We start from the raw sequence: 17,713 nt of genomic DNA, 5'->3' as shown, positions 1-17,713 counted from the left end.
AAAATAGTGTTAAAAACTGACCTTCATTCGAAATCAGTATTACCCCTAATAGGGTAGGGATTATTGTCCGGTATCAAACTGGCATAAAAAAAGCGCCCGAAGGCGCTTTTTAGAAGAGGAGAAAGCGAGGATTAGCCGATATATTCCAGTCCGTTCATGTACGGACGTAATACTTCCGGCACTTCAATGCGGCCATCAGCCTGCTGATAGTTTTCCATCACAGCCACCAGGGTACGACCTACCGCCAGACCAGAACCATTCAGGGTATGGACCAGACGGGTCTTTTTGTCGGACTTGCTGCGACAACGTGCCTGCATACGACGCGCCTGGAAGTCCCAGACGTTAGAGCAGGAAGAGATCTCGCGGTAGGTATTCTGCGCCGGAACCCAGACTTCGAGGTCATAGGTTTTGCAGGCGCCGAAGCCCATATCGCCAGTGCACAGAATGATTTTACGGTACGGCAGTCCCAGTAGCTGGAGCACTTTTTCCGCGTGGCCGGTCATCTCTTCCAACGCAGCCATAGAATCTTCCGGGCGAACGATCTGCACCATCTCAACTTTGTCAAACTGATGCATACGAATCAGGCCACGGGTATCACGACCATAAGAACCTGCTTCAGAACGGAAACAAGGCGTATGCGCCGTCATTTTAATCGGCAGTTGATCTTCGTCGATGATTTCATCGCGTACCAGATTGGTCAGCGGAACCTCCGCCGTCGGGATCAAAGCATAGTTGCTGCTGTCTGCTTCTTCTTCCAGCGGACGGGTATGGAACAAGTCGCCTGCGAATTTCGGCAGTTGACCGGTGCCATACAGCGTGTCGTGGTTAACCAGATACGGCACGTAGTTTTCGCTATAGCCGTGCTGTTCCGTATGCAGATCCAACATGAACTGCGACAATGCGCGATGCATACGCGCAATCTGTCCTTTCATCACCACAAAACGGGAGCCGGTCAGCTTAACCGCGGCGGCAAAGTCGAGGCCGGAGTGCATTTCCCCTAAGGTGACGTGATCGCGGATTTCAAAATCAAACTCACGCGGGGTACCCCAGCGGCTGACTTCAACGTTGTCGTTTTCATCTTTACCTACCGGCACTTCATCCGCAGGCAGGTTTGGGATGGTCAGTGCGATATCGCGGATCTCCGCCAGCAAGGTATCCAGCTCGGCTTTCGCCGCATCCAGCTCTTCGCCCAGTTTATTCACTTCCAGGCGTAAAGGCTCGATATCTTCCCCGCGCGCTTTCGCCTGGCCGATGGATTTCGATCGAGAATTACGCTCCGCCTGCAGGTTTTCCGTGTTGACCTGCAAAACTTTACGACGCTCTTCAAGAGCGCGCAGCTTATCTACATCCAGCTTAAAGCCCCGGCGTGCCAGTTTTTCAGCGACTGCGTCTGGCTCATTACGCAGCAGATTGGGATCGAGCATGCTTATCCTGTGCTTATCGAATAATAAAAGGAAACGCGATCAATTGATGATCGCCTCTGATTGTATTGATGAACGTAAACCGCGTTTACGTAATAGCGACGTTTTCGCCTTACCTGACCGACGACAGCAACAACGCATCCATTGCGCTATACCCGCGGACCTCATAAGCAACGTGCTATCAGGCATAACGAGATTCATCATCAACGCCATGATACCTGGAGCATCATATTTAGAGATAACCTTACCGCAACGTTTACACTAGCGGTAGCGTTTTGTGGGGCTATTTTGATCCTGTTCAGCCAGCCAGGCGAGCTTTTCGCCAATCTTGCCTTCCAGACCACGATTTGTCGGATGATAATAGCGCGTTTGCGCGATTTCCGGCGGGAAGTACACTTCACCCGCAGCATAGGCATTGGGCTCATCGTGGGCATAGCGGTACTCCTGGCCATAGCCCATCTCTTTCATCAGTTTGGTTGGCGCATTACGCAGATGGACAGGAACGTCATAATCAGGACGTTCGCGCGCGTCGGCCAGCGCAGCCTTAAAGGCGGTATAGACGGCGTTGCTCTTCGGCGCGCAGGCGAGATAAACGATAGCCTGCGCGATCGCCCTTTCGCCTTCAGCCGGGCCAACGCGGGTAAAACAATCCCATGCGGCAATGGCGACCTGCATCGCGCGCGGATCGGCATTACCCACATCTTCCGAGGCAATCGCCAGGCAGCGACGCGCCACGTACAGCGGATCGCCTCCCGCGGTAATGATACGGGCATACCAATAGAGGGCGGCATCCGGCGCGCTGCCGCGCACTGATTTATGTAAGGCGGAAATAAGATCGTAGAAGCGATCGCCTTTGTTATCAAAACGCGCGCTGCGCTCGCCGGCGATCTCGGTCAACAAGGCGGGCAATAAAACGCGTTTGCCGCTGTCATCCGCCTCCGCCATATCAGCCATCATTTCCAGCGTATTTAAGGCGCGCCGCGCGTCGCCATTGACCAACTCAGCAATCGCTCGCCGTGTCTCATCTGGTAACACGATATCCTGATCGCCGTAACCACGCGTTTTGTCCTGCATCGCCTGGTCCAGTACTTGCTCAATATCGTCAGTGGTCAACGATTTCAGCAGATAGACCCGCGCTCGCGACAATAGCGCCGAGTTCAGCTCAAAAGAGGGATTTTCCGTGGTCGCGCCGATAAAGGTGATAGTGCCATCTTCGATATGCGGTAAAAAGGCGTCCTGTTGGCTTTTGTTAAAGCGATGCACTTCATCGACAAACAGGATGGTACGGCGTCCGGCATTACGATTCTGGCGGGCGCGCTCAATAGCTTCGCGAATCTCTTTTACCCCAGAAGTGACGGCGGAAATACGCTCGACATCGGCGCTGGCGTAGCGGGCGATCACTTCAGCGAGCGTGGTTTTCCCCGTCCCTGGCGGCCCCCATAAAATCATGGAGTGCAGATGCCCGGCCTCAATAGCGCGAGGCAACGGTTTACCTGCGGCCAGCAAATGCTGCTGGCCGATATACTGTGCTAAATTTTCCGGCCGCATTCGCGCGGCCAGCGGTTGAAACGTATTATCAGAAAAATCGAGCGACAGATTGCTCACTCATCGCCTCTACTTACGTTGGTCGTCTATCGTTACCCCTTGCGGCGGAGTAAACGTAAATTTTGACGGATCAACCGCGCCGTTTTGCTGGGATTTTAGCTGATAGGCGCTACGCTGATCGTCTTGTTCTACGGCGCTAAACTGGTGGATAGTCCCGTCGCGTCCCACATTGATGGTGAACTGTTTCAGATTGCCGTTGCTGGCTTTCGGCGTCAGCACAAAATTATCGCCATCCTGCTTAATATTATACTGCTGCCAGTCGCTGGCCTGGTTGCGGGCAATCAGCATAAACGGTGTATTTCCGGTGGCATCTTTCAACCACGTGGCGGTAGCCTGTTCTACAAACGGGTTATAGAACCATAACGTTTTGCCGTCAGAAACCAGAATACTCTCGTCAGGTTGCGTCATATGCCAGTTGAATAGATTTGGCCGCTTAACCCATAAATCACCCTGTCCCTCCTGCACCGCGGCACCGCTGCCATCGGTGACTTTTTGAGTAAAGGTGGCATGAAAGCTGCTCACTTTATCCAGACGGCTTTTCAGAGAGCTGGCGGCGTCAGCCCATACGCTGCTGGCTACAACGCTTGAAAGTAATGCACAGGCGATTGCCATTTTTTTCATCATTATTCCTCAGGTTTCGACACTCCCGACCAGGAGCTCCTTTTGCTTTCTATTCCAGGCCAAAAATCAGCATGAGGAAAGAAGAAAATACTGAATTTTGTTGCCGGATGGCAGCCTGCACAGCGCCATCCGGCTTACAGGTTTACTCAAAAGGCGGCGGAGCCAGCACTTCACGATTACCGTTATGCCCCTGAGCGCTGACAATACCCTGCGCTTCCATCTGTTCGATAATACGCGCCGCACGGTTATAGCCGATGCGGAACTGACGCTGAACGCCGGAAATGGACGCTTTACGCTTCTGGGTGACGAAATTAACGGCCTGATCGAATAGCGCATCTAATTCTTCGCCGCCGTCAAAACCGCCACCGCCACCTTCGCTTTCGCTGTCGGAGGTAATGCCATCCACATATTGCGGACGACCGCGCGCTTTCCAGTCCTGCACCACCGCATGGACTTCCTGGTCACGCACAAACGCCCCATGGACACGTACCGGCATGGTGGAGTTTGGTCCGGAGTAGAGCATGTCCCCCATACCTAACAGCGACTCAGCGCCACCCTGATCAAGAATGGTGCGGGAGTCGATCTTGCTGGATACGGTAAAAGCGATACGGGTTGGAATGTTGGCTTTAATTAAACCAGTAATCACATCGACCGACGGACGCTGCGTCGCCAGTACCAGGTGAATCCCCGCAGCGCGCGCTTTCTGCGCCAGACGCGCGATCAACTCTTCAACTTTTTTACCGACGGTCATCATCAGGTCGGCAAATTCATCAACCAGTACCACGATATACGGCAGTTTTTCCAGAACCGGATGCTGAACATCCATACTGTCGCCCGGCTTCCAGTACGGGTCCGGAATCGGGCGTCCCATGCGGGCCGCTTCGGCGATTTTCTCGTTATAACCAGCCAGATTACGCACGCCGAGCGCGGACATCAGCTTATAGCGACGCTCCATCTCATTGACGCTCCAGCGTAACGCGTTAGCCGCGTCTTTCATGTCGGTAACAACTTCCGTCAGCAGATGCGGTATACCTTCATAGACCGAAAGTTCTAACATTTTCGGGTCGATCATGATAAAGCGAACGTCTTCCGGCTGCGCTTTATACAGCATACTGAGGATCATGGCGTTAACCCCGACCGACTTACCGGAACCGGTCGTACCGGCCACCAGCAGGTGAGGCATTTTCGCCAGATCCGCCACTACCGGATCGCCCGCGATATCCTTACCTAACACCACGGTAAGCGGCGACGGATTCTCGCGGAATTTGGCGTTATCCAACACTTCGCGCAGATAAACGGTTTGCCGTTTCTTGTTCGGCAATTCCAACCCTACGTAAGGTTTGCCTGGAATGACTTCCACAACGCGTACGGCTACCGTTGACAATGAGCGCGCCAGATCCCGGGAAAGGTTGGAGATACGCGCCGCTTTAACGCCCGGGGCCAGATTGAGTTCAAAGCGAGTAATGACCGGGCCTGGCGAATAGTTCACCACATCAGCTTTAATGCGGAAATCCGCCAGACGCGCTTCAACCAGACGCGCCATTTGTTCCAGCGCAAAGGTATCTACCGGTTCAACTTCGCTCGGCGGCGGCGTCAGAAGATCTAACGAAGGCAGCGGCGTCGTCGGACGCTGTAATGGACGACTGTCGCCGTTACGCATCAACAGCGGGTGGATCAGGCTGTCTTGCGGCGCTGTCGGCTGTTGCGGCTGCTGATACTGTGGCTGCGGCGCTACCGGCTGCTGCGGCTGCTGATACTGTGGCTGCGGCGCTACCGGCTGTTGCGGCTGCTGATACTGCGGCTGCGGCGCTACCGGCTGTTGCGGCTGCTGATACTGCGGCTGAGGCGCTACCGGCTGTTGCGGCTGCTGATACTGCGGCTGCGGCGCTACCGGCTGCTGCGGCTGCTGGTACTGTGGCTGAGGCTGCGGCGCTACCGGTTGCTGAACAGGCGTTGACTCGGGCATGACACCCGGCGTGAACAGCGGTTCGTGCGGACCTTCATCAACCAATACTTTCATTGGCGAGAAATCCAGATCGTCCAGTGAGAACGGCTGCGCGCCAGAGGGTTGCTCGCCGGAATAGCGCTGCTGTTGCGAAGCGGCAAACTGGCGGGCTAATTCAGCTTCCGCAGCGGTATCGTCATCTTCTGCCTGTTGAGTATCGTGCTGATACGTCTCACCATAACGATGCTGCTGCGACTGCGCAAACTGACGGGCTAACTCGTCCTGATGCATTGCATCTATTTCTTCATCGGTGAGCTGCACGCCCGTCTCGTACTGATTGCGCTCCGCCTCGCGGGCTTTTTCTTCTGCAATCCTCTGTGACGGCAGCTTAATACCGTACGATGCCAGTTCCCGTCGGGTCGGCACGCGAACGCGGTTCGGACGCGGCAGTTGCGGACCAATCCCCTCTTTCACCTGCGGACGCGGCGCGCCGCCGGTAGCCAGACTAAATGCAGGCGCAGCGGCCGCGGCGCCTGCTGCCAGGGCGCCACTCTTAATACCTGCGTCAAGCGACGCGGCGGCGGCTACCGCTTCCACTGGCGGTATGGACGGCGCGACAGATACCGTAGGTTTGACCGGCACGTTCTCTTTTACCGGCTCCGGAATCGGTTGATACCATGCCGCCAGTTGTTCGCGCTCACGGGCGCGTTTCTCTTCCACCTCTTCAAAATAGTAAAGCGGAGGACGGGCGGGTCTGGTCTCTTCTGTGTCAGGTTCAGGCTCGGTGGCAACCGGCTGTTCGATAACCGGCGGCGGCATGTGGGAAGGTTCAGCCGCTATCGGCTCCGGCTGATAAACCGGCTCCGGCTGATGGGTCGGCTCCGGCTGCCAGTGTTGTTCGGCATCCGGCGCCTGCCATTGCGGCTGTGTTTCCTGCGGCGCAAGAGAGTCATATTCTGCTGCGGTCGCTGGCGTCGCGGCGTATTGCGGCGCGGAAGCGACAGGCACAGGTTGCTGCCACGGCGCACTTTGCGCCTCTTGCGGTTGAGCATATTGCGGATGCGGCTGATACCCCTCCGGCGCAGGCGCGATAACCGGTTCGCCGGTTTGCGGCCCCGGTACGGGCTGCCACTCCACGGTCGGTTGCGCGACAACCGGCTCAGCCCCCGGCATGGGCGGCGTTTGCATTATGGGATCGGCGGACGCTGCCCACGTCTGGGTGACGGCGGTTGCAGCCGCAGCGGCGGCGACCGGTTCGGTGACAGAATGGCCGTTTAACAGCGGATCATATTCATCATATTCCGGCTGCGTCGCACGGTTGCCCGAAAACAGAACGTCGTCCGGATCGGCAGCGACGCCGCGCGCGCTATACTGAATGTCCTCGTCATCATCCATCCGTTTGCCGGAAAAGAGCGCGGCATCGGTCTGACGGCCCCGTGGATTGCTGAATTTTTCAGCCAGTCGCTTACGACGCGCCAACGCGCCGCGCAAAATACGCGCCCGGCGAGATTCACGCTGCACGCCGTCGGTTTCTTCATCGTATTCGTCATCATACTCTTCGTCGTCAACCCACGTATCATCACGCCGGGTACGGTTGCTGGCGAAGGTCAGTATATTAAGCAGCCAGCCGCCTAATTTTTCGGCGATACTGACCCAGGACCAGCCGGTAAAGAGCGTCAGCCCGGCAGCCCAAATACAGAGAAGCATTATCGTTCCGCCGCTACTATGCAACAACGGCTGCAGCGTGGTGCTTAACAGGCTGCCAATTACGCCGCCGGAGGCGAAATACCAGATATCGTCGGCATTAATGGCCGCCAGTCCGCAGGAAGTGAGAATCAGCGCCAGCACGCCGATAAGGCGTAGCGACACAGCAAAATAGTCGATGTAATCATCCGTAGACTGATGACGCCACGCAAACCAACACCCGCCGACAATAATGACAGGGATGGTGTAGGCCATTACGCCAAAAATAAAGAACAGTGTATCGGCCAGCCACGCGCCCGGCGCGCCGCCTAAATTATGGATGGGTTCATGCCAGGCGGTTTGCGACCAACTGGGGTCCGAAGGGTTAAAGCTCAACAAGGCCGCCATCAACCAGACGGCAAAAAGGGCAATAAGTATCAACAACGCTTCCAGAAGTCGGCGCCCGCTGCTTAACTTCGTCAATGTGACGTCTTTGTCTTCAGTATATTCCTGGCTCAAAAAAGGCTCTCCAGGTTCCAGGCTTTTCCCGCCCGATGCTAAAACGGACAACAGCACCGGGTTGCCCCGGCACTGTTGCTGTATGGATTAACAGGAGTGTAATCAAACTACGGCGATTTTGCACCTGTTCCGTGTTAGCGTGTCTTAATAACCAGACGATTACTCTGTTTTACCTCTTCCATCACTACGTAAGTTCGGGTGTCGTTCACACCTGGCAAGCGCAGCAACGTCTCTCCCAATAGTTTTCGATACGCTGACATATCCGGTACACGGGTTTTCAACAGGTAGTCGAAATCGCCGGAAACCAAATGACACTCCTGAATCTCTTCAAGCTTTTGCACGGCGGCATTAAACTGTTCAAACACATCCGGCGCGCCGCGATTTAAGGTAATCTCAACGAATACCAGAAGTGACGCATCCAGATAATGCGGGTTCAACAGCGCCGTATAGCCCTGGATAAACCCCTGTCGCTCCAGCCGACGCACACGCTCAAGGCAAGGTGTCGGCGAAAGTCCTACTCGTTTAGAAAGCTCGACGTTGGAAATACGCCCATCCTTTTGCAGTTCATTAAGAATGTTACGATCGATACGGTCGAGATCTTTGCCAGGGCGCTTCTTGCTATCTACCATTATTATTGTCTCTCTGTATTCCTTCCCTACTCCTGCCTGACTCTACTCACATCACTGTTCAGAGTCGCTGCCCATCACAATAGACCGAAACCCAGAGGGATTAACGGCGCGCAATGCCTGGTCTATGGTGAGAAGACCGTTGCCTCACGGCAGCTATCGACATCACGAATGGCGTCTGTCCACGCCATGCGTAGATTTCACTAGCCCGGTAAACATGGTATTTACATGCATGATTATGCAGCACATACATAACACAGTTTTTTTCTTCCTCGAATGTTTTCGCAAAACAGCAGGTGATTGTCAAAGCAAAACATCGATTTTTAGTACAACATGCCAGTTATTCATTAGAGAGGGCGGTAAACTGTCATTTCGTCACCTTATAAGTTACCGATTTTAATTAAAGTTTGTGATGATAACGTCGCTGTCGCGGTCGTTCATCGGTTCATGCTATTACACATATTGTTAACAAAATCGTTATGCTCTTTTTTTACGTCTGTAAATTCCCTACAATTCTGCTCATTGTCTGCCAACAACTATGGGGATCTCATGGGCACGACCAAACACAGTAAGCTGCTTATTCTGGGCTCAGGACCGGCGGGATATACCGCGGCGGTGTATGCCGCGCGCGCAAATTTACAGCCGGTACTTATTACCGGTATGGAAAAAGGCGGTCAACTGACTACCACGACGGAAGTGGAAAACTGGCCCGGCGATCCAAACGATTTGACCGGCCCGCTGCTGATGGAACGCATGCATGAACATGCGGCAAAATTTGAAACCGAGATAATCTTTGATCACATCAACAAAGTGGATCTGCAAAATCGTCCGTTCCGTCTGACAGGTGACAGCGCAGAGTACACTTGTGATGCGTTGATCATTGCGACCGGCGCTTCCGCGCGCTATCTGGGGCTGCCATCGGAAGAAGCCTTTAAAGGGCGCGGCGTTTCCGCCTGCGCAACCTGCGACGGTTTCTTCTACCGCAATCAGAAAGTGGCGGTGATCGGCGGCGGCAACACCGCGGTTGAAGAAGCGCTTTATCTGTCCAACATCGCTTCGGAAGTGCACCTTATCCATCGCCGTGACGGTTTCCGCGCTGAAAAAATTCTCATTAAGCGCCTGATGGATAAAGTCGAAAATGGCAATATCATCCTGCACACCAACCGGACGCTGGAAGAAGTGACCGGCGATCAGATGGGCGTTACTGGTCTGCGTCTTCGCGACACGCAGCAGAGCGATAATATCGAGACTCTGGACATCGCCGGACTTTTCGTAGCCATCGGCCATAGCCCAAACACGGCGCTCTTCGAAGGCCAGCTTGAGCTGGAAAATGGTTATATCAAAGTTCAGTCCGGCACCCATGGCAACGCCACACAAACCAGCATCCCTGGCGTATTCGCGGCGGGTGACGTTATGGATCATATTTACCGTCAGGCGATCACCTCTGCAGGTACGGGCTGTATGGCGGCGCTGGATGCCGAACGCTATCTCGATGGTCTGGCCGACGCGAGCAAATAGTTTTTACAAATCAGTAACAAAAGTAAAAAAGGCGACTATAAGTCGCCTTTATTTTTGCGTCGTTGTAACATTGCCCCTGCCTGAAATTCTAATAACTCACCTGCTAAGCGTGCAATGAATAAAACCCGTCAAAAAGAGCTGACCCGCTGGTTAAAACAGCAAAGCGTAATCTCCCAACGGTGGTTGAATATTTCCCGCCTGTTGGGGTTCATGAGTGGCGTATTAATTGTCGCTCAGGCCTGGATCATGGCGCGTATCCTGCAACATATGATCATGGAGAACATTCCACGGGAAGCGCTGTTGCTCCCTTTTATCCTGCTGATACTGGTCTTTGTCCTTCGCGCCTGGGTGGTGTGGTTGCGCGAGCGCGTCGGTTTTCATGCCGGACAACATATTCGCTTTGAAATCCGCCGTCAGGTGTTGGATCGTCTGCAGCAAGCCGGCCCTGCCTGGATTCAGGGCAAGCCCGCCGGTAGCTGGGCGACGCTGGTGTTGGAGCAGATTGACGATATGCATGACTATTATGCGCGCTATCTGCCGCAAATGGCGCTTGCCGTTTGCGTACCGCTCTTAATCGTGGCGGCGATTTTCCCGTCAAACTGGGCGGCGGCGCTGATTCTGCTGGGCACCGCCCCGCTCATTCCCCTATTTATGGTAATGGTGGGGATGGGCGCGGCTGACGCCAACCGCCGCAATTTCCTGGCGCTTGCCCGGCTAAGCGGCCATTTTCTTGACCGTCTGCGCGGGATGGAAACGCTGCGAATTTTCGGTCGTGGAGAAGCGGAAACCGAAAGCATTCGCGCAGCATCGCAGGATTTTCGTCAGCGCACGATGGAAGTACTGCGCCTCGCCTTTTTATCTTCCGGCGTGCTGGAATTTTTCACCTCGCTTTCTATTGCGCTGGTCGCCGTTTATTTTGGCTTCTCTTACCTGGGCGAACTGAACTTTGGTCATTACGGTACCGGCGTGACGCTCGCCGCCGGGTTCCTCGCCTTGATCCTCGCGCCGGAGTTTTTCCAGCCGTTACGCGACCTCGGCACGTTTTACCATGCTAAGGCGCAGGCGGTTGGCGCGGCGGATAGTCTGAAGACGTTTCTGGAAACACCCCTCGCCCACCCGGCGCGCGGCGAAGTTGAGCTGGCGGAAAACGAACCTGTAACCATTGACGCAGTCAATCTTATTATCACCTCGCCAGAAGGCAAAACGCTTGCCGGGCCGCTGAATTTCTCATTAGCGGCAGGAGAACGCGCCGTCCTGGTAGGACGCAGCGGTTCCGGTAAAAGCTCTCTGTTGAATGTATTATCCGGTTTTCTCTCCTATCAGGGCTCTTTGCGTATTAACGGTGTCGAGCTTCGCGATCTCTCGCCGGAATCCTGGCGCCAGCATCTCTCCTGGGTCGGACAAAACCCGCAATTACCTGCAGCGACGCTACGCGAAAATGTATTACTGGCGCGCCCGGACGCCAGCGAGCAGGAACTTTATGCCGCGCTTGACGCCGCATGGGTAAGCGAGTTTTTACCGCTGCTGCCGCAGGGAGTAGACACCCCGCTCGGCAATCATGCCAGCAGACTTTCCGTCGGCCAGGCACAGCGTGTAGCGGTCGCCCGCGCGCTACTTAATCCCTGTCAACTGCTACTGCTGGATGAACCGGCGGCAAGCCTGGACGCTCACAGCGAGCAACGCGTCATGCAGGCGTTAAAAGCGGCGTCAAAACGCCAGACCACATTAATGGTGACGCATCAGTTGGAAGATCTCGCCGACTGGGACGCTATCTGGGTTATGCAAGATGGCGCGATTGTCGAACAAGGCAGCTATGCCGAACTCAGCGCCGCCAACGGCGCTTTTGCGACGTTATTGGCTCACCGTCAGGAGGATATTTAAATGCGCGCGCTACTCCCTTATCTGACGCTTTATAAACGCCACAAATGGATGCTAACGCTGGGAATTGCGCTGGCAATCCTGACCCTGCTTGCCAGTATCGGGCTGCTGACGCTTTCCGGCTGGTTCCTGTCCGCGTCCGCTATCGCAGGCTTCGCGGGAATTTACAGTTTTAACTATATGCTCCCGGCGGCCGGCGTGCGCGGCGCGGCCATTACCCGTACCGCCGGTCGTTATTTTGAACGTCTGGTAAGTCATGACGCCACGTTCCGCGTGCTGCAACATCTGCGTATTTATACCTTCAGCAAACTTTTACCGCTCTCCCCCGCGGGTCTGGCGCGTTATCAGCAAGGTGAACTGCTGAACCGCATCGTTGCCGACGTCGACACGCTGGACCATCTCTATTTGCGCGTCATCTCCCCGCTGGTCGGCGCTTTTGTAGTGATTATGATTGTCACCCTGGGGCTTAGCGTTCTCGACGTGACGCTGGCGATCACGCTGGGCGGCATTATGCTGTTGACGCTGTTTATTATGCCGCCGGTGTTTTATCGCGCCGGCAAAAATACCGGCCAAAATCTGACGCATCTACGAGGTCAGTATCGCCAGCAGCTCACGTCATGGTTACAGGGCCAGGCGGAACTCACCATTTTTGGCGCCAGCAAACGCTATCGGGCGCAAATGGAAGCCACCGAATTACAATGGCATGAGGCCCAACGCCGACAGTCTGAACTCACCGCCTTATCGCAGGCGTTAATGCTGCTGATTGGTGCGCTGGCGGTGATGTTAATGTTGTGGATGGCCTCCGGCGGCGTTGGCGGCAATACGCAGCCCGGCGCGCTCATCGCGCTGTTTGTCTTCTGCGCGCTGGCGGCTTTCGAGGCGCTTGCGCCCGTTACCGGCGCATTCCAGCATCTGGGGCAGGTTATCGCCTCTGCGCTTCGTATCACTGAATTAACGGAGCAAAAACCGGAGGTGACCTTTCCGCAAGCAGAAACTCCCGCGCCGGAAAAGGTCACACTCACCCTGCGGGACGTTTCGTTTCGTTATCCCGACCAGCCGATTAATGCGCTCAATGCCCTCTCATTACAGGCTAATCCTGGCGAGCATGTCGCTATTCTGGGGCGTACCGGCTGCGGAAAATCAACGCTGTTGCAGCTACTCACCCGCGCCTGGGACCCGCAACAAGGCGAAATTCTGCTCAACGATCTTCCGCTATCCTCGCTGAGCGAATCCGCCTTACGCCGGACTATCAGCGTGGTGCCGCAGCGTGTCCACCTGTTCAGCGCCACGCTGCGTGATAATTTATTACTGGCGGCGCCCAATGCCAGCGACGAAGCCCTTTCCGACATGCTGCGTCGCGTCGGCCTCGAAAATCTGCTCGAAGATAGTGGGCTTAATAGCTGGCTCGGCGAAGGCGGTCGCCTGCTATCCGGCGGCGAACTTCGTCGTCTGGCCATCGCCCGCGCGCTGTTGCATGATGCTCCGTTAATGCTGTTGGATGAGCCCACTGAGGGGCTGGATGCGACCACCGAGAGCGAAATGCTGGAATTACTTGCCGATGTGATGCGCGAAAAAACCGTCCTGATGGTGACTCACCGTTTGCGCGGCCTGGCCCGTTTTGATCAAATCATCGTAATGGACGACGGGCACATCATTGAGCGAGGCACTCATGCAGAATTGTTAGCCGGACAAGGGCGCTATTATCAGTTTAAACAACGTCTGTAAGCTATTATTGAACGATCCGACTTGCGTACTGGAGTTTCGCCGTCATGCGTCTGGTTCAGCTTTCCCGACATTCTATCGCCTTCCCTTCGCCGGAAGGCGCTTTACGCGAGCCTAACGGTTTACTGGCGCTGGGCGGCGATCTCAGCCCTGCCCGGTTGTTAATGGCCTACCAGCACGGGATTTTCCCGTGGTTTTCGCCGGGCGACCCGATTCTGTGGTGGTCGCCCGATCCGCGCGCCGTGCTGTGGCCTGAAAAGTTTCATCTCAGTCGCAGCATGAAGCGCTTTCACAACGCATCCCCTTACCGCGTGACGCTCAATTACGCTTTCGATCGGGTCATTGATGGATGCGCCAATCACCGTGACGAAGGCACCTGGATAACGCGTGGTATTGAGGAAGCCTATCGCCGATTACATGAATTGGGCCACGCGCACTCCATTGAAGTGTGGCGCGATCGGGAACTGGTCGGCGGGATGTATGGCGTCTCGCAGGGGGCGCTATTTTGCGGCGAATCGATGTTTAGCCGCCAGGAGAATGCCTCTAAAACCGCACTGCTGGTTTTTTGCGCTGAATTTACCCGCCACGGCGGTAAACTTATTGATTGTCAGGTACTTAATAGTCATACCGCCTCGCTCGGTGCCATTGAAATTCCACGTCGTGACTACCTCGATCACCTCGCGGCCTTACGCCAACAGCCGCTGGCCTCCCGTTTTTGGGTGCCGCGGACATTATTTTTGCCCCGGAAGTGAATGTTTTCGGCACATTTTTTATTGGGGTGTTATAATTGCTGCCGCAGAATTGGTTTAGCTCATTATCCCGCAGCCCGTTGTCAGGTAACGCCCATCGTTTATTTCACCGTTCCCTTATATGTTGCGCTTATGTCGATACATCAGGCGGTAGTATCAGGGAAAAGGTGTATAACGCGGCGTTGTCGTGTATCGCGGAATCATGTGCTAAACCTGGTTTGCTGTGTTTTAAACGCACAAATCTTTACTTATCAAAAGAAGTTCGGCATTATCTTGCCGGTTCAAATTATGGTAGTGATACCCCAGAGGATTAGATGGCCAAAGAAGACAATATTGAAATGCAAGGTACCGTTCTCGAAACGTTACCTAATACCATGTTCCGCGTAGAGTTAGAAAACGGTCACGTGGTTACTGCACACATCTCCGGTAAAATGCGTAAGAACTACATCCGCATCCTGACGGGCGACAAAGTGACCGTTGAGCTGACCCCGTACGACCTGAGCAAAGGCCGCATTGTCTTCCGTAGTCGCTAATTGTCTCCTCACGCCCTGAAGGGCGGCTGGATAAAAGGTCGGTTTAACCGGCCTTTTTTGCGTCCATTAAGTCGATGAATGACGAGCAGGTTACTCTTCCACCATCCGCGCATACTCTTCCGTCAAAAAATCGACCAACGCACGTACGGAAGGTAATAGCCCTCGCCGGGATGGGAACACAGCATGAATAACCTCCCGCCGGGGCTCCCACTCTTCCAGCACCGCGACCAGTTCACCGGCGGCCAGTTGTTCTTTCACCATTAAGACAGGTAGCTGCACAAGCCCCACGCCCGCCATCGCCGCCTCGCGTAGCGCCAACATGTCTGTAGTAATCATACGCGGGGTAAAATGGACTTCCGCACGTGCGCCCTGCGGGCCATAAAGTTCCCAGCGGTGAATATGCTTGCCGGATGCAAGACTTAGCCCTGGCCAATGGCTCAACTCCGCCGGCGCGGAAGGGATTCCCATCCGTGCGATAAGATCCGGGCTGGCAAACAGGCGATGCCCTCTGTCAGCCAGGACGCGCATCACCAGGTCGCTATCTTCAAACGGGCGCGGCCTGACGCGAATCGCCACATCCACCCCCTCCCCTACGACGTCCACCCGACGATTGGTCGCTTCAAGCTGTAGCGAAACATCAGGATAACGCGCCATAAACTTCGCCAGCATTGGGCCGATGTGTACATGCAGCAGCGTCACCGGGCAGGTCAGCTTCACGATACCGCGAGGCTCTACCTGCAATGCGGCAATGGCATCCTGCGCCGCCTGAGCTTCCACCAGCATCGCTTTACAGTGCTCATAGAATGTTTGTCCCACTTCGGTAACGTTAAACTGCCGGGTGGTTCGCTGAATCAATCGCACGCCCAGCCGTTCCTCCAGTTGCGCAATACGCCGGCTCAGTTTTGATTTTGGTTCATCAAGCGCACGCCCCGCCGCGGCAAACCCACCCTCTTCGACCACATGCACAAACCACGCAAAATCATTGAGATCCGTTTTTATCATTACATTGTCCTATTAATGGAACGGTATGAGCCATTTTAGCCACTACCGAACCTTTTGTCATGAATATAAGCTTATTCACATCAAGACAACGCCACTGAGGAGAACACCATGAAACAGATTACAGGCGTCTATACCGCACCTCGCCCGCACTGGGTTGGCGATGGATTTCCGGTTCGTTCACTCTTTTCTTATCAGTCACATGCGCAGCAGTTGAGTCCCTTCCTGCTGCTGGATTATGCCGGGCCGCACACATTTACGCCGGGTAATGAAAAACGCGGCGTTGGGGAGCATCCACACCGCGGTTTCGAGACCGTGACGATTGTTTATAGTGGCGAAGTCGAGCATCGGGACTCTACCGGTCGCGGCGGCGTTATCGGCCCGGGCGACGTTCAGTGGATGACCGCAGGCGCAGGCATTTTGCATGAAGAGTTCCACTCCGACGCGTTTACCCGTCGGGGCGGCGAACTGGAAATGGTGCAGTTGTGGGTTAACCTTCCCATGAAGGACAAAATGACCACCCCGGGTTATCAAAGCATTACCCACGATGTTATCCCGACCGTTACGTTACCGGATGACGCCGGAGTCGTGCGGGTCATTGCAGGGCGTTATGAAGAGACAAAAGGCCCAGCGCACACTTTCTCGCCGCTCAATGTCTGGGATATGCGCCTGCAACGCAATCGCCAGCTTACATTGGCACAGCCGGAAGGATGGAGCACCGCGCTGGTGGTACTGAAAGGCAATATCACGGTGAACGGCACGACGCCGGTCAACGAAGCGCAACTGGTGGTATTGAGCCAGCAAGGGAAAACGCTGCACCTTGAGGCCAGCAGCGACGCCAGCGTATTGCTGTTATCAGGCGAGCCGCTGAATGAACCGATTGTGGGTTACGGCCCATTTGTTATGAACACGAAACAAGAGATCGCAGAAGCAGTCCGCGATTTCAACTCCGGCCGTTTTGGCCAAATCTGAAAACATGAAGGAGAACACGATGTCAAGTCCTGCTAATTTTAATGGTTTGCGCCCGGTAATTGATGTTAACGATTCCGTGATGCTTTTAATCGATCATCAAAGCGGTCTTTTCCAGACCGTAGGCGATATGCCAATGCCGGAATTACGCGCTCGCGCCGCGGCGTTGGCGAAGATGGCGACGTTAGCGAAAATGCCGGTCATTACCACGGCATCCGTACCGCAAGGTCCGAACGGCCCGCTGATCCCGGAGATCCACGCTAATGCGCCACATGCGCAGTATATTGCACGCAAAGGTGAAATTAACGCCTGGGATAACGAAGATTTCGTGAACGCGGTAAAAGCGACGGGTCGTAAGACGCTGATCATTGCCGGGACGATTACCAGCGTGTGCATGGCATTCCCGGCCATTAGCGCGGTAGCGGAAGGCTATAAGGTATTTGCCGTGATCGACGCATCCGGCACCTACAGTAAGATGGCGCAGGAAATCACTCTGGCGCGTATCGTACAGGCTGGCGTCGTACCGATGGATACTGCCGCAGTCGCCTCTGAGCTGCAAGGCACCTGGAACCGTGAAGACGCCGCCGCGTGGGCCGACGTTTATACTCAGGTATTCCCGGCCTATCAACTGCTGATCGAAAGCTACAGCAAAGCGCAGGATGTGGTGAAAAACAACGAAATGTTGGATTCACAGCGCTAATTTGCCTCCCCGCGCCAGTTTGGGCGGGGATTATGTCTATTGCATGAGCAAACGACAGTGAATATGTAAATTCTGCTTGACCGTTTTAGCGCAACTCCCTATAGTAGCGCCCCGTTGCCCCCCCAAGTGGTCAGGCAGCAATACAATATGGTGAGGTGTCCGAGTGGCTGAAGGAGCACGCCTGGAAAGTGTGTATACGGCAACGTATCGGGGGTTCGAATCCCC

At 54.9% G+C, this 17,713-nt stretch carries 13 protein-coding genes; 7 read left to right on the top strand and 6 right to left on the bottom strand.

Annotated elements, in window-relative coordinates; translation table 11 throughout:
• Window positions 1-131 precede the first annotated feature (131 nt).
• The 5 genes from serS to lrp all read right to left on the bottom strand — a co-directional run bounded on the left by serS (window position 132) and on the right by lrp (window position 8,423).
• Window positions 132-1,424 (bottom strand): serine--tRNA ligase, encoded by a 1,293-nt coding sequence (gene serS / locus ACLJTG_RS19235; protein ID WP_000886697.1) that lies wholly within the window; start codon window positions 1,422-1,424, stop codon window positions 132-134.
• 258 nt (window positions 1,425-1,682) lie between these two features.
• The gene (gene rarA, locus ACLJTG_RS19230) at window positions 1,683-3,026 is read right to left on the bottom strand and encodes a replication-associated recombination protein RarA (RefSeq protein WP_000067785.1); all 1,344 of its coding nucleotides are present in this window, start codon (window positions 3,024-3,026) and stop codon (window positions 1,683-1,685) included.
• 9 nt (window positions 3,027-3,035) lie between these two features.
• A complete protein-coding gene (gene lolA / locus ACLJTG_RS19225; protein WP_001519746.1) occupies window positions 3,036-3,647 on the bottom strand; it encodes an outer membrane lipoprotein chaperone LolA in 612 nt (203 codons plus the stop codon).
• Between the two features lie 142 nt (window positions 3,648-3,789).
• Complete coding sequence (gene ftsK, locus ACLJTG_RS19220; RefSeq protein ID WP_198898290.1) at window positions 3,790-7,794, bottom strand: DNA translocase FtsK; 4,005 nt, start codon at window positions 7,792-7,794, stop codon at window positions 3,790-3,792.
• 134 nt (window positions 7,795-7,928) lie between these two features.
• On the bottom strand, window positions 7,929-8,423 hold the full coding sequence (gene lrp, locus ACLJTG_RS19215; RefSeq protein WP_000228469.1) for a leucine-responsive transcriptional regulator Lrp: 495 nt from the start codon (window positions 8,421-8,423) through the stop codon (window positions 7,929-7,931).
• Window positions 8,424-8,969: 546 nt separating this feature from the next.
• Between lrp and trxB the strand changes: the two genes are divergently transcribed.
• From trxB to infA, 5 genes are all read left to right on the top strand, one after another.
• On the top strand, window positions 8,970-9,938 hold the full coding sequence (gene trxB, locus ACLJTG_RS19210; protein ID WP_000537406.1) for a thioredoxin-disulfide reductase: 969 nt from the start codon (window positions 8,970-8,972) through the stop codon (window positions 9,936-9,938).
• Window positions 9,939-10,052: 114 nt separating this feature from the next.
• Window positions 10,053-11,819 (top strand): heme ABC transporter permease/ATP-binding protein CydD, encoded by a 1,767-nt coding sequence (gene cydD / locus ACLJTG_RS19205; protein WP_198898289.1) that lies wholly within the window; start codon window positions 10,053-10,055, stop codon window positions 11,817-11,819.
• The gene (gene cydC / locus ACLJTG_RS19200) at window positions 11,820-13,541 is read left to right on the top strand and encodes a heme ABC transporter ATP-binding protein/permease CydC (RefSeq protein WP_001202255.1); all 1,722 of its coding nucleotides are present in this window, start codon (window positions 11,820-11,822) and stop codon (window positions 13,539-13,541) included. It abuts the gene before it with no gap.
• A gap of 44 nt (window positions 13,542-13,585) precedes the next feature.
• Window positions 13,586-14,290, top strand: a complete 705-nt coding sequence (gene aat, locus ACLJTG_RS19195) for a leucyl/phenylalanyl-tRNA--protein transferase (RefSeq protein ID WP_001241650.1) — start codon at window positions 13,586-13,588, stop codon at window positions 14,288-14,290.
• A gap of 311 nt (window positions 14,291-14,601) precedes the next feature.
• Window positions 14,602-14,820 carry a translation initiation factor IF-1 gene (gene infA, locus ACLJTG_RS19190; protein ID WP_001040187.1) on the top strand — a complete coding sequence of 73 codons (219 nt, stop codon included), beginning with the start codon at window positions 14,602-14,604 and terminating at the stop codon, window positions 14,818-14,820.
• 90 nt (window positions 14,821-14,910) lie between these two features.
• Here the strand turns inward: infA and ACLJTG_RS19185 are convergent, their stop codons facing one another.
• On the bottom strand, window positions 14,911-15,822 hold the full coding sequence (locus ACLJTG_RS19185) for a LysR family transcriptional regulator (protein WP_000597928.1): 912 nt from the start codon (window positions 15,820-15,822) through the stop codon (window positions 14,911-14,913).
• A gap of 108 nt (window positions 15,823-15,930) precedes the next feature.
• Here ACLJTG_RS19185 and ACLJTG_RS19180 point away from each other — a divergent pair, with 108 nt between their 5' ends.
• Both ACLJTG_RS19180 and ACLJTG_RS19175 read left to right on the top strand, forming a co-directional pair.
• Complete coding sequence (locus ACLJTG_RS19180; protein ID WP_000809969.1) at window positions 15,931-16,791, top strand: pirin family protein; 861 nt, start codon at window positions 15,931-15,933, stop codon at window positions 16,789-16,791.
• 19 nt (window positions 16,792-16,810) lie between these two features.
• Window positions 16,811-17,488, top strand: coding sequence for a hydrolase (locus tag ACLJTG_RS19175; protein ID WP_000097897.1), 678 nt, complete (start codon window positions 16,811-16,813; stop codon window positions 17,486-17,488).
• Window positions 17,489-17,713: the final 225 nt, after the last annotated feature.

Source organism: Salmonella sp. SAL00672 (assembly GCF_046552175.1).
In the GTDB taxonomy this organism is placed as follows: domain Bacteria; phylum Pseudomonadota; class Gammaproteobacteria; order Enterobacterales; family Enterobacteriaceae; genus Salmonella; species Salmonella enterica.
Note: the sequence above shows the minus strand (reverse complement) of the source record. Positions and strands in the feature narration are given on the sequence as shown.